The sequence below is a fragment of the Streptomyces rubellomurinus genome, assembly GCF_000961885.1.
GTDB classification, from domain to species: Bacteria; Actinomycetota; Actinomycetes; order Streptomycetales; family Streptomycetaceae; genus Kitasatospora; species Kitasatospora rubellomurina.
On record NZ_JZKH01000054.1, the window covers coordinates 39,520 to 52,440 of the forward strand.

At 73.0% G+C, this 12,921-nt stretch carries 9 protein-coding genes and 1 pseudogene; 7 read left to right on the forward strand and 3 right to left on the reverse strand.

Annotated features, from left to right (window positions below; all coding sequences use genetic code 11):
• Positions 1-188: 188 nt before the first annotated feature.
• Together VM95_RS24000 and VM95_RS24005 are read left to right on the forward strand one after the other, a co-directional pair.
• Positions 189-1,244, forward strand: coding sequence for an SDR family oxidoreductase (locus VM95_RS24000; RefSeq protein ID WP_045700136.1), 1,056 nt, complete (start codon positions 189-191; stop codon positions 1,242-1,244).
• 85 nt (positions 1,245-1,329) lie between these two features.
• Positions 1,330-2,439 (forward strand): hypothetical protein, encoded by a 1,110-nt coding sequence (locus VM95_RS24005; protein ID WP_244178921.1) that lies wholly within the window; start codon positions 1,330-1,332, stop codon positions 2,437-2,439.
• Positions 2,440-2,449: 10 nt separating this feature from the next.
• Here the strand turns inward: VM95_RS24005 and VM95_RS24010 are convergent, their stop codons facing one another.
• A complete protein-coding gene (locus VM95_RS24010) occupies positions 2,450-4,045 on the reverse strand; it encodes a M4 family metallopeptidase (RefSeq protein ID WP_045700137.1) in 1,596 nt (531 codons plus the stop codon).
• 155 nt (positions 4,046-4,200) lie between these two features.
• On the opposite strand from VM95_RS24010, the gene VM95_RS24015 reads away from it, so the two are divergent.
• From VM95_RS24015 to VM95_RS24035, 5 genes are all read left to right on the forward strand, one after another.
• Positions 4,201-5,052 (forward strand): ABC transporter ATP-binding protein, encoded by an 852-nt coding sequence (locus tag VM95_RS24015; protein ID WP_244178922.1) that lies wholly within the window; start codon positions 4,201-4,203, stop codon positions 5,050-5,052.
• 132 nt (positions 5,053-5,184) lie between these two features.
• A complete protein-coding gene (gene efeO / locus VM95_RS24020; protein WP_045700138.1) occupies positions 5,185-6,333 on the forward strand; it encodes an iron uptake system protein EfeO in 1,149 nt (382 codons plus the stop codon).
• A gap of 122 nt (positions 6,334-6,455) precedes the next feature.
• Positions 6,456-7,784, forward strand: coding sequence for an iron uptake transporter deferrochelatase/peroxidase subunit (gene efeB / locus VM95_RS24025; protein ID WP_078860446.1), 1,329 nt, complete (start codon positions 6,456-6,458; stop codon positions 7,782-7,784).
• Positions 7,785-7,826: 42 nt separating this feature from the next.
• Entirely contained in the window at positions 7,827-8,672 is an 846-nt protein-coding gene (efeU, locus tag VM95_RS24030; protein ID WP_045700139.1) for an iron uptake transporter permease EfeU, read from the forward strand.
• Positions 8,673-8,847: 175 nt separating this feature from the next.
• Positions 8,848-10,032, forward strand: a complete 1,185-nt coding sequence (locus tag VM95_RS24035; protein WP_045700140.1) for an alpha/beta hydrolase family protein — start codon at positions 8,848-8,850, stop codon at positions 10,030-10,032.
• Positions 10,033-10,128: 96 nt separating this feature from the next.
• On the opposite strand, the gene VM95_RS24040 is transcribed toward VM95_RS24035, so the two are convergent.
• Complete coding sequence (locus tag VM95_RS24040; RefSeq protein WP_045700141.1) at positions 10,129-12,693, reverse strand: ABC transporter permease; 2,565 nt, start codon at positions 12,691-12,693, stop codon at positions 10,129-10,131.
• A 59-nt stretch (positions 12,694-12,752) separates the two neighbouring features.
• Positions 12,753-12,921: pseudogene (locus VM95_RS39720) on the reverse strand (ABC transporter ATP-binding protein); the annotation flags it as partial.

The window sequence follows — 12,921 nt, forward strand, 5'->3', positions numbered from 1 at the left end:
GATCCAAGGGGGCGGATACCCGGGCCCGGCCGCCCTGCGGCTGATCGGCGCGCCCTGGCCGCCCCCGCTCCCGGTCCCCGAGGCCCGGGGCGGGGGCGGCTCTTCCGCATGCCCGTCAGCAGCCGGTAACCTCCGCGCGCCAGACCAGAGTTGTCGCAGACCGGTATCCAGATTACGGAGTGTCCGTCATGTCACCCACCCTGCCGCCCCGAGTGCTGATCCTCGGCTCCACCGGCTTCCTCGGACGCTGGCTGGCCCTCGAACTCCTCACCCAGGGCGTGCCGGTGGCCGCCGCCGTCCGCGGCGTCGGAGCCGCCGCCTGGCTGCGCAGATGGCTGCGCGACCACGGCGCCGACAGCGCCGAACTCACCACCGTCCCCGCCGACCTCACCCGGCCCGTCCTCGGCCTCTCGCCCGCGGACGACGCCCGGCTCGGGGAGGTCAGGGACGTGTACAACCTCGCCGCCCGCTACCGCTTCGGCCTCACCCGCGCCGAGGCCGAGCCCGTCAACCTGTACGGCGCGCTGAACGTCCTGCAGTGGGCGGCGGGCCGGCCGATGCTGCGGCGGATGGTCCACGTGTCCGGGTACCGCACCGGCAACGACCCGCAGCCGCGCTACCCGCTCGACCAGCCGGCCGTCGAGGCGCTGTACCGCGGCCTCGACGGGTACCTGGCCTCCAAGCGGCTCGCCGACGCCGCCGTCCGGGTCACCGCCCCCGGGCTCGGGGTGCCGCTCACCACCGTCAACCCGGCCAGCGTCATCGGGCACTCGCGCACCGGCGAGGCCGGGCAGCACATCGGCCTCGCCGAGATGGTCCGGCACCTGCACACCGGGCGGCTGGCGCTGCTGCCCAGCAGCAAGCGGACCTTCGTGCCGGTCGTGACGGTCGACCACCTGGCCCGGTTCCTCGCCGCCGTCCCCGAGTTCGACCGGGAGCCGGTCCAGGTGCACACCGTGCTCGACCCCAGTACCCCGTTCCTCCCCGACCTGATCGGGATGCTCGCCGCCCACCTCGATGTGCGCCCGCCCCGGGCCACCGTCCCGCCCGCCCTGGTGCGCAGGCTCCCGCGAGTGCTGACCGGGAGCGCGCCGAAGAGCTTCGCGTTCCTGTCGGAGGAGCAGTACGACACGGCCTCCGCCGAGCGCCTGGCCGCCACCGTCGGCCTCACCCACCCGCCCGTGCTGCCCGCGCTCCAGCGCTGGGCGACGCGGCTGGTGGCGGACGGCTTCGGGGTGGCGTGAGGGGGGGCTCGGCGCCCTCCGGGCCGATCCGCCATCCGGGCTCGGCGCGGCAGCCGTCGCGGCCGGCCGGTCGGATACTGACCGCATGGTGAGCCGAGACGGCGCTGCGGGCCGGCGCGAGGTGTTGCGGGTCGGGGCGGCGGCGGTGCTGCTGGGCGTGGCGGGGTGCGGGAGCGGGGCCGCCCGGCGGGCGGGCGGTGCGACGGCCTCGGCCGGCCCGGCGTCCACCGGTTCGCCGGGCGCCGTGACCCCGGCGCCGTCCGGGAGCCCGTCCGGGAGTCCGTCCAGCAGTCCCGCCGGGAGCCCGTCCGGCAGCCCCGCCGGGAGCCCGTCCGCGCCGCCGAACCCGCCGCTGCCGAACCCGCCGCTGCCGAACCCGCCGCTGTGGCAGCCCGGCCCGGGCGAGCTGCAGCCGGACGTGAAGCGCCGCGCCGTCGAGCTGGTGGCCGCCCTCGGCGGGTGGCCGACCGGCGGGCAGGGTGCCGGGGCGGCGCGGGCCCGGGTGGCGGCGCTGGGCCTGCCGCCCGCCCTGGCGGACCGGGCGGGCCCGTTGGCCCCGGCCGCGCCGGAGGCGAGCCTGGAGGTGATCGACGCCCAGTACGGCGGGCTGCTCGCCGACTCGGCCAGCGTGCTGGTGGTGTGCCGCCAGTGGCGCCGGCAGGCGGACGGTTCGGTGGCCGAGGGCGGCACCACGGTGGACGTCCGGCTGAGCCGGGCCGAGCCGCGCTGGACGGTCACCGACCTGCGCCCGGGCGATCCCGGCCCGGCCGTCGCCCCGCCCGCCCCGGCGGTGGCCCGGGTGCTGGCCGAGCCGCGGATCGAGCTGCCGCCCGAGGCGGCGGCCGACCTGCGCAGCGGCAACGTCCACGACAGCGTGCTGGAGGCGATGCTGCGGCTGGCCGGCCCGTACACGCTGTCGGTGAGCGTGGTGCGGACCGGCCACCCCGTGGACGTGTTCGGGACGACCCGGCCCAGCGACCATCCGCTGGGCCGGGCCTTCGACGTGTGGCGGATCGACGGCCGGGCCGTGGTGGATCCGGCGACGCCCCGGCAGCTGGTCGAGTCCTTCATGCGGGACGCGGCCGCCGCTGGCTCGTACAACGTGGGCGGGCCGGTGGCGATCGCGGGGGCCGGCAACCAGTTCTTCACCGACGACACCCACCACGACCACGTCCACGTCGGGTTCAACTCCTAGCCACAGGAGGCTAGTTGACGTTGACCCCGCTCCAGGCCGCCGCGATCGCGTTGTACTCGGTGCTGCCGGCGCCGTACAGGTCGCGGGCGGCGTTGAGGGAGGCGGCGCGGGCGCCCTTGTAGTTCGTCGTGGAGGTCATGTAGACGGTCAGCGCGCGGTACCAGATCTTGGCGACCTTCTGGTTGCCGATGCCGGTGACCGTGGAGCCGTTGCAGGTCGGGCTGTTGTACGGGACGCCGTTGACGGTCTTGCTGCCGCTGCCCTCGCTGGCCAGGTAGAACCAGTGGTTGCCGACGCCCGAGGAGTAGTGCACGTTGAGCTTGCCGACCGAACTGCTCCAGCAGTCCGCCGACTTGCCGTCCAGCGAGGGCTTGTCGAAGCGGCGCAGCCACGGCGGGGTGGACTGGTCGCTGAACAGGTAGTCGCCGGTGTCGAGGCTGTTGTTGGCGTACCACTCCACCATGGTGCCGAAGATGTCGCTGGTGGACTCGTTGAGGCCGCCGGACTCGCCGCTGTAGCGCAGGTTGGCGGTGGCGCTGGTGACGCCGTGGGTCATCTCGTGGCCCATGGTGTCGAGGTCGACCTGCTCCGGGTCGGTGGTGCCGTTGCCGTCGCCGGTCATCATGCAGAAGCAGCTGTCGGACCACTGGGCGTTGTCCCAGTTGGTGCCCACGTGGACGAACACGGTGGCGCCCCGGCCGTCGTTCTTGATGCCGCTGCGGCCGTGCACGTTCTTGTAGTAGTCGTACGTCCAGGCGGTGTTGGCGTGGGCGTCGACGGCCGCGGTGGAGCGGTCGGTGGAGAACTTCTTCCCGTCGCCCCAGACGTTGGTGGCGCTGGTGAAGGCGACGCCGGAGCCGGCGCTGATCGAGCTGGAGCTGAGGTTCTTGGCGTCCTTGGTGACGTGGCCGCGGACCGGGTCCGTGAGGGTGTAGCCGCCGCCCGACTGGGCGGTGGTGTCGATGGTCACGGTGCCGGTGTACTCGGAGTTGCCGGTGCCGGAGGCCTCGTGCTCGGCGTCGTAGGCCTCGATCTGCTCGCCGGTGGCGGCGTCGGTGACGACGATCCGCCCGGCCGGCTGGCCGTGTTCGCCGGTGCCCTCGACGGTGGTGCGCCAGGCCAGGCGCGGGGTGCCGTCGGCGGCCCAGACGACCAGTTCGGGGGTGCTGGTGGCGTCCTTGACGCCGGGTGCGGCGGAGAGCGCGTTGGCGGCGCCGGACTGCGCGGGCACCTTGGGGACGGTGGACTTGACGGCGGCGTCGTGGGCGGCGGCGCGGGAGGAGTCCTTCAGTCTGCCGCGGGCGTCCTGGTGGACGACCAGGTCGCCGCCGACGACCGGCAGGCCCTGGTAGGTGCGGTCGAAGCGGACGTGCGAGCTGCCGTCCTGGTCGAGCACGACGTCCTTGAGGACGAGGTCCTGGCCGGCGCCGAAGCCGAACACCCCGGAGTTCCGGGCGACGTTGGCGCGGGCCTGGGCGATCGCGGCCTCGCGCATGCCGGGGGCGGCCGAGGCGGTGGTGGCGGGGACGGTCACGGCGGTCAGGGCCGCGACGACGGCTATCGCGCCCGCTGCGAGGGCACGACGGGAGGAGGTGTTGGGGAACACTCCGGCTCCTGTGGGGGTAGGGGCAGGGAAAAGAGCTGGACCGAGATTGACGGCGGCCGGTCATGGTCAGCTAGAGGGAAGGTCATATCTTTGCCAAGTTGTGTCCTGTTCAAATCAAAATGACCGGACGTCAACCGCCCCCCTAGGCTGTCGCCGTGACGATCGAACACCCGCCCACGCGCCCGCCCGGCCCCGACCCCGACCCCGACGCCCCGCTGCTGCGCACCCGCGGCGTGGACGTCGTGCGCGACGGCCGGTACCTGCTGCGCGGCATCGACCTGACCATCCGCCCCGGCGAGCACTGGGCGCTGCTCGGCCCGAACGGCGCCGGGAAGTCCACCCTGCTCGCCCTGCTCGGCGCCGTCTCCCACCCCACCCGCGGCGAGGTCGACGTGCTCGGCCGCCGGCTCGGCCGGGTCGACGTCCGCGAGCTGCGCGCCCACCTCGGCCACGTCGACCCCCGCCACCCGCTGCGCTCCCCGCTGAGCGTGCGCGAGGTGGTGCTCACCGGCCACGCCGGCACCATCGAGCCCGACCTGTACCGCAAGCCCGCCCCCGAGACGGTCGACCGGGCCGAGCTGCTGATCGCCACCCTCGGCATGACCGCGCTCGCCGATGCCCCGTGGACCACCCTCTCCCAGGGCGAGCGCGGCCGGGCCCTGATCGCCCGCGCGCTGATGCCCAGCCCCCGCCTGCTGCTGCTCGACGAGCCCGCCACCGGCCTCGACCTGACCGCCCGCGAACTGCTGCTGGACAGCCTCGACCTGCTGCGCCACCAGCACCCGGAGCTGGCCAGCGTGCTGGTCACCCACCACCTGGAGGAGCTGCCGGAGAGCACCACCCACGCCCTGCTGCTGCGCGGCGGGGAGCGCGTGGCCGCCGGGCCGGTGGAGCGGGTGATGACCACGGAGCTGATCAGCGAGACCTTCGGCCACCCGATCCGGATCACCCGCCACGAGGGCCGCTGGACGGCCCGGGCCGCCGCCCGCCGGGCACCGGAACGGTAACGGTCAGGGGGGTGGGTGTGGAAGGTAAAGCATTCCTACGTAAGGTATGCCTTAGCTAATGAGGAGGCTCCGGTTCCGGCCGGTGCTTTACCCCGCCTTGGCACCCCCATGCCCTTTTCCGTTGGAGCCCGTATGTCCGCCCGCCGCCGTTCCACCGCAGCCGCGCTGCTCACCCTCGCCGTGGCCACCGCCGCCCTGGCCGGCTGCGCCGCCAAGAAGGACGACAAGGCCGGCGACGCGGACGCGGTCAAGGTGAACGCCACCGACAGCGCCTGCGAGGTCTCGAAGACGACCTTCCCGGCCGGGCACGTCGTGCTGGACATCAGCAACAAGGGCTCCAAGACGACCGAGGTCTACGTCTACGGCGAGGGCGACAAGATCGTCACCGAGCGCGAGAACATCGGCCCCGGCACCAAGGCCAGCATCAACGCCGAGATCAAGGCCGGCTCGTACGAGATCGCCTGCAAGCCCGGCATGGTCGGCGACGGCATCCGCCAGAAGATCACCGTCACCGGCGCGAGCGGCAGCGCCGCCCCGGCCGACCCGCGGCTGGCCGGCGCCGTCGACGCCTACCGGAAGTACGCGCAGGAGCAGGCGGACGCCACCATCCCGGCCGTCGAGGCCTTCGCGGGCGCGATCAAGGCCGGCGACCTGGAGAAGGCCAAGTCGCTGTACGCGCCCTCGCGCACCGGCTGGGAGCGCACCGAGCCGGTCGCCGAGAGCTTCGGCGACGTCGACCCGAAGACCGACACCCGCGAGGACAAGGTCGAGCAGGGCCAGAAGTGGACCGGCTGGCACCGGCTGGAGAAGGCGCTCTGGGCCGACGCGAAGATCGGCGACGAGGAGAAGACCCTCGCCGACCAGCTGGTCGCCGACCTGAAGGACTGGCAGAAGAAGATCCCCTCCGCCGAGATCACCGCCACCAGCATGGCCAACGGCGCCAAGGAACTGCTGGACGAGGTCGCCACCAACAAGATCACCGGCGAGGAGGACCGCTACAGCCACACCGACCTGGCCGACTTCCAGGCCAACGTCGAGGGCGCGCAGAAGGCCTACGAGCTGCTGAAGCCGGTCGCCGCCGAGAAGGACCCGGAGCTGTCCAAGACCCTGGACTCCGAGTTCACCGCCATCAACGCCCTGCTCGCCAAGTACAAGCAGGCGGACGGCACCTTCACGTCCTACGACAAGGTCACCGAGGCCGAGCGCAAGGCCTTCTCCGACGCGGTCAACTCGCTGGGCGAGCCGCTGTCGAAGCTGGCCGCCGCCGTGGTCGTGAAGTAGCCGACCAGCGGCAGCGGTTCACCCGCACCGGGGCCGCTCGGCCCCGGTGAACCAGCACCGAGCAGTTCAGCACAGCAGTCCAGCACAGCAGTTCAGCGAGAACGAGAAGGGCCCGGCCGCCGATGGACGCCGAGAACCAGCAGCAGAACGAGACGCCGGCCGGCACCGACGCCACCGCCACCGCCACCGCCACGACCGCACCCCGCAGCGCCGTCAGCCGTCGCGCGGTGATCGGCTGGGCCGGCGCGGGCGTCGCGCTCGGCGCCGCCGCGGTCGGCTCGGTGGCCGCCGCCACCCGGCAGGACGACGACCCGGCCCCCGCCGCGGCCGCGCAGCCCGCCGCCGAGGTGCCGTTCTACGGCGAGCACCAGGCCGGCATCGCCACGCCCGTCCAGGACCGCCTGCACTTCGCCGCCTTCGACGTCTCCGAGCGCGCCACCCGGGACTCCCTGGTCAAGATGCTCAAGGAGTGGACGAAGGCCGCCGCCGCGATGACCGGCGGCCGCGAGGTCGGCACCGGCGCCGCCACCGGCCTGCCCGAGGCGCCGCCGGACGACACCGGCGAGGCGCTCGGCCTGCCCGCCTCCCGGCTCACCCTCACCATCGGCTTCGGGCCCACCCTGTTCGAGAAGGACGGCGTCGACCGCTTCGGCCTCAAGGCCAAGCGGCCCGAGGCGCTGATCGACCTGCCGGGCTTCAAGGGCGACAAGCTCGACCCGCTGCGCAGCGGCGGCGACATCTGCGTCCAGGCCTGCGCCGACGACCCGCAGGTCGCCGTGCACGCGATCCGCAACCTGGCCCGGATCGGCATGGGCACCGTCAGCATCCGCTGGTCGCAGCTCGGCTTCGGCAAGACCTCCTCCACCACCCCGGACGCGCAGACCCCGCGCAACCTGCTCGGCTTCAAGGACGGCACCCACAACATCGCGGGCACCGACACCGACAAGCTGGCCGAGCACGTCTGGGCCGCCCCCGGCGACGGCGCCGACTGGATGACCGGCGGCTCCTACCTCGTCGCCCGGCGCATCCGGATGCACATCGAGACCTGGGACCGCACCTCGCTCAAGGAGCAGGAGGACGTCTTCGGCCGCACCAAGGGCGAGGGTGCCCCGTACGGCAAGGCCAAGGAGCACGACGCGCCCGACCTGAAGGCGATGCCCGCCGACTCGCACGTCGCCCTCGCGCACCCGGACGCCAACGGCGGCCTGATGATCCTGCGCCGCGGCTTCTCCTTCACCGACGGCACGGACGGCCTCGGCCGCCTCGACGCCGGCCTGTTCTTCCTCGCCTACCAGCGCGACAGCCGCAAGGCCTTCGTGCCGCTGCAGCAGCGGCTCGCGGGCAGCGACAAGCTCAACGAGTACATCCAGCACGTCGGCTCCGCCCACTTCGCCTGCCCGGCGGGCGTGCGCAAGCCGGGGGAGTGGTGGGGCCAGGCCCTGTTCGGCTGACCCCCCGTCCCCCACGTACCTCAACCCCCTCCAGGAGCCCGCGTGTTCGGCAACTACCTGATCGGCCTGCGCGAAGGCCTCGAAGCCAGCCTGGTCGTCTGCATCCTGATCGCCTACCTGGTCAAGACCGGCCGCCGGGACAAGCTGCCGCCGGTGTGGACCGGCGTGCTGACGGCCGTGGTGCTGAGCATGGCCTTCGGGGCCGTGCTGCAGTTCGGCTCCTCGCAGCTCACCTTCGAGGCCCAGGAGGCGCTCGGCGGCTCGCTGTCGATCATCTCGGTCGGCCTGGTGACCTGGATGGTGTTCTGGATGCGCCGCACCGCGCGGCACCTGAAGACCGAGCTGCACGGCAAGCTGGACGCGGCGATCGCGATGGGCACGACGGCGCTGGTGGTCACCGCCTTCCTGGCGGTCGGCCGCGAGGGCCTGGAGACGGCGCTGTTCATCTGGACGGCCGTGCAGGCGACGGAGGACGGCTGGAACCCGCTGGTCGGCGCCGCGCTCGGCCTGCTCACCTCGGTGGTGCTCGGCTGGCTGTTCTACCGCGGCGCGCTGAAGATCAACCTGGCGAAGTTCTTCACCTGGACCGGCGCGATGCTGGTCGTCGTGGCCGCCGGCGTGCTCGCCTACGGCGTGCACGACCTGCAGGAGGCCGGCTGGCTGCCGGGCCTGCACGAGCTCGCCTTCGACATCTCCAGCACCATCCCCAAGGACAGCTGGTACGGCACCCTGCTGAAGGGCGTGTTCAACTTCCAGCCGGACCCGACCGTGCTGCAGCTGGTGGTCTGGCTGCTCTACCTGGTGCCGACGCTGGCCGTCTTCTTCAACGTCCTCGGCGGCGGCAAGGCGAAGCCGGCCAAGACTCCGGCAGTCAAGTCCGCCGCCTGACACGGCACTTCACCACCGCGCCCCGCCCGGCACCCGCCGGGCGGGGCGCGGTCGTGTCCGGTCGACGTCATCCCGGTGGGTGACGCCGGTACCTCGCCGGGAGTACGAACGGCGTCGGAACGTTTACCTCCGCGGGCCGACTCGATCCGGCGCCGCGGAATCTAGCGTCTGTCCCATGAAACGCAATCGCCGTATCAGCGCTGTCGCGGCCCTGACGCTCGCCGCCCTCGTCACCGGAACCGGCGCCGGGTTCGCCGCCACGACCACACCGCCGACCACGCAGTCGGCCTCGGCCGCGGCCACCGCGCCCACGCGGTCCTTCCAGGGCACGCTCCCCGCGCCGACCGGCCCCTACGCCGCCGGCGAGGACGTCATCCACCTCACCGACGCGAACCGCCCCGACCCGTGGGTGCCGTCGTCCGGCCCCCGCCGACTGACCGTCACGATGTTCTACCCGGCCGTCCCCGGGACCGGGACCCCGGCCCCGTACATGACCCTCGCCGAGGCAGCCGGACACATCGAGCGAGCGAAGGTACCGGCGAGCACCGGCATCACTCCGCAGAACCTTGCCGGCGTCACCACGCACGCCTTCGACGGCGCGCGGCCGCAGCGCGGCAAGCATCCGCTGGTGGTCCTCTCACCCGGGTTCGGGGACCCGCGCGTGGTGCTCACCTCGCTCGCGACCGAGCTGGCCAGTCACGGCTACGTCGTCGCGCTCGTCGGCCCGACCTACGAGGACAGCGGCGAAACGCTGGACAACGGCCGGACGCCGTCGTGCGCGATCTGCGACGACCCGAAGTTCGACATGGACAGGGTCACCGCCAGCCGCGCGCTGGACGTGTCCTTCGTGATCGACCGGTTGACGCACGGCACCACCGCGTGGCCCCTGGCCCACCTCATCGACAAGCACGAGATCGGCATGGCCGGACACTCCATCGGCGGAGCGTCGGCCGCCACCACGATGATCGCCGACCCGCGCGTACGGGCCGGAGTGAACATGGACGGCACCTTCCACCCGGCCCCGGCGCCCGGCCGGATCAACCGGCCGTTCCTCATGCTGGGCGCGGCCGAGAACAGCTCGCCCGGCAGTCACGACACCTCGTGGGGGAAGGCCTGGGCCGCCCTCGGCGGCTACAAGAGGTGGCTGACGGTCACCGGCGCCGACCACCCCAGCTTCACCGACGTGGACCTGCTCGAGGAGCAGGCCGGGTTCCCGACGCCGCCGCTCTCCCCGGCCCGCGGCGTGGTGATCACCCGCGAGTACGTGACGGCGTTCTTCGACCAGACGCTGAAGGGGATCCACAGCCCGCTGCTGGACGGCCCCTCGCCGGACCATCCGGAAGTGGTCTTCCAGCCCTAGTCGTGGTGTTCGGGGCGGCTGCCCCGGACGGTTCCGGGGACGCGGGAGCCCCGTACGGTCGGGACCGTACGGGGCTCCCTCGCGGCGTCGCGGGTGCTACTCGCTCTTGATGCTCTCCAGGATGTCGAGCCTGGAGGCCCGGCGGGCCGGCCAGAGCGCGGCCAGCAGGCCGATCGCGGCCGCCGCGAGCAGGAAGCCGAGGGTCTGCACCGGCGGCACCACGGTGGTGAGGCCCTTGAAGGAGTCGCGGAGCGTCCGCAGGCCCGCCCAGGCGACCAGGATGCCGAGGCCGACCCCGACCAGACCGCCGAACAGCGCGATCAGCAGCGACTCCAGCCGGACCATCCGGCGGATGCCGAGCCGGTCCAGGCCGATCGCCCGCAGCATGCCGATCTCCCGGCGGCGCTCGAACACCGACATGGCCATGGTGTTCACCACGCCGAGCACCGCGATGACCACGGACATGCCGAGCAGCCCGTACATCATGTTCAGGAGCCCGGTGACCATCGAGCGGCTCTCCGCCTTGACGTCCGCGTCGCCCTTGACGGAGATCAGCGGGTTGCCGCCGGTCGCGTCGCGCAGGGCCTGCTTGAGCTCCGCGGTCGCGCCGCCGCTGCCCTTGACGAGGACCTTGTCCACCCCGCTGCCGGGCGTGGCGTGCGGGCCGGCCAGGGCGTCCGGGACGAGGACGTTGCCCAGCGCGCTGTTCTCGGCGAGGATGCCGCCGACGGTGAGTGAGCCCCTGGTGCCGTCCGGGTAGGTGACGGCCAGCGTCTGGCCGAGCCGGTAGCCGTCGTGCTCGACGGCGTACGGGCCGACCAGCAGCTTGCCCTGCTGGAGCGCGTCGGCCGCGCCCTCCTTGACGGTGAGCTTGTACACCCGGTCGATGGTCGCGCCGTCGACCGAGGTCAGCCACTCGTTGTCCTGGCCAGCGCCGGCCGTCTTGACCGGGACGCCGCGCACCACGCTGGTCGCGGTGACGCCCGGGGCCTTGGCGATCGCGGGGGCGAGCTCGGCGGAGAGCATCGAACCGTTGCTCATCGCGACCGTGTAGTCGGCCCTCAGGTCGCTCGCGTTCTCCTTGTCCAGGGCCTGGTTCACCGAGGCTCCGATCACCGTCAGCGAGGTGATCAGGGTGACGCCGATGGTCAGCGCCGAGGCCGTGGCGGCGGTGCGGCGCGGGTTGCGCACCGCGTTCTCCTTCGCCAGCTTGCCGGGCGTCCCGTACAGGGTGCGCAGCAGCGGGGCGATCAGGGCGATCAGCGGCCGCGACAGCAGCGGGGTGAGGACGAACACGCCGATCAGCAGCGCGCCCGCGCCCAGGCCGACCAGCTTGACCTGCTTGCCGCCCACGCCGGCCGCCAGCGCGCCCGCGCCGGCCAGCGAGCACAGCAGGCCGATGGTGTTGCGGACCAGCAGGCTCTTCTGGGTGGCGGGCTGCTCGGCCGAGCTCATCGCCGCGACCGGGGCGATCCGGGAGGCCCGGCGGGCGGGCAGCCAGGCGGCCAGCACCGTCACCAGCACGCCGACCGCGATCGCGGTGACGACGGTGGCCGGGGCGACGATCAGCGGGCCGTCCGGCAGGTTGGCCTCCATCGGGCCGTTGAGCACCGCCTTCAGCCCGATGGCGATCCCGATGCCGGCCAGCAGGCCGGCGACCGACGCCGTCAGGCCGACCAGCAGCGCCTCGACCAGCACCGAGCGGGTGATCTGGCGGCGGGTGGCGCCGACCGCCCGCAGCAGGGCCAGCTCCCTGGTGCGCTGGGCGACCAGCATCGAGAAGGTGTTGGCGATGATGAAGATCCCGACGAACAGCGCGATGCCCGCGAAGCCCAGCAGGAAGGTGGTGAGGAACTTGGTGCCCTGCTCGATCATCCGCTCCTGCTCGGCGGCGAGCTCGCGGCCGGTCCTGGCCTCGATGCTGTCGCCCTGCGGGACGGCCTGCCGGACGGCGGCGAGCAGTGCGGCGTCGTCGGTCCCCGGCTTCGCCTTGACGTCCAGCTCGGCGAACCGGCCCGGGCTCAGGTAGAGCCGCTGGGCGGTGGCGGTGTCGAAGGCGGCCAGCGAGCCGCCGGCCTGCACGCGCGGGTCGTTGGTGTGCAGGGTGCCGGTGAGCCGGAGCTCCATCACCGGACCGTTGACGGCCACCCGCACGGTGTCGCCGACCTTGAAGCCGCCCTTGTCGGCGGTCCGGGTGTCCAGCGCGATCTCGCCGGCGTTCTTCGGGCCGCGGCCCTCGACCAGCGGGTAGCGCGGGTCGGTGCCGTCCGCGCCCGGCACGTAGTTGGTGCCGGTGGTGGAGAAGCCGTTGCCGATCAGCGCGCCCTTGCGGTCGGCGATGCCGGCGAAGCCGCTGACCACGCCGCGCGCCTCGGCGGCGCCGGGCAGCGCGGCGACCTTCGTCCGGGTCTCCTCGGTGAGGTGCGGGCCGTCGTCGGCCCGGGCGCCGTGGTCGTAGCCGGGGCCGACCGCCCCGTTGTCGCTGACCGTGACGGCGATGTCGGTGTAGCTCTTGGAGTTCTGGGTCCTGAGGGCGTTGCCGAAGGTGTCGGAGAAGACGAGCGTGCCGGCCACGAAGGCGGTGCCGAGCATGACGGCGAGCGTCGTCATCAGCAGTCGGCCCTTGTGGGCCAGGACGTTGCGCAGTGCGGTGCGGAACATGGGGGAGTGTCAGTCCTGGGGGGTAGTTCGGGAAGCTGCGGGCTGGCTTTCGAACGGGCTCAGCTGGTGCGGCCCTTGGCGTCGAAGCGGCGCATGCGGTCCAGGACGGTGTCGGCGGTGGGGTTGAGCAGTTCGTCGACGATGCGGCCGTCGGCGAGGAAGACGACGCGGTCGGCGTAGGAGGCGGCGACGGGGTCGTGGGTGACCATGACGACGGTCTGGCCGAGT

Bases quoted from the DNA above. Each gene is read 5' to 3' on its own strand.
- VM95_RS24000 (WP_045700136.1), top strand. From the start codon at position 189: ATGTCACCCACCCTGCCGCCCCGAGTGCTGATCCTCGGCTCCACCGGC.
- VM95_RS24005 (WP_244178921.1), top strand. From the start codon at position 1,330: ATGGTGAGCCGAGACGGCGCTGCGGGCCGGCGCGAGGTGTTGCGGGTC.
- efeO (WP_045700138.1), top strand. From the start codon at position 5,185: ATGTCCGCCCGCCGCCGTTCCACCGCAGCCGCGCTGCTCACCCTCGCC.
- efeB (WP_078860446.1), top strand. From the start codon at position 6,456: ATGGACGCCGAGAACCAGCAGCAGAACGAGACGCCGGCCGGCACCGAC.
- VM95_RS24035 (WP_045700140.1), top strand. From the start codon at position 8,848: ATGAAACGCAATCGCCGTATCAGCGCTGTCGCGGCCCTGACGCTCGCC.
- VM95_RS24040 (WP_045700141.1), bottom strand. From the start codon at position 12,693: ATGTTCCGCACCGCACTGCGCAACGTCCTGGCCCACAAGGGCCGACTG.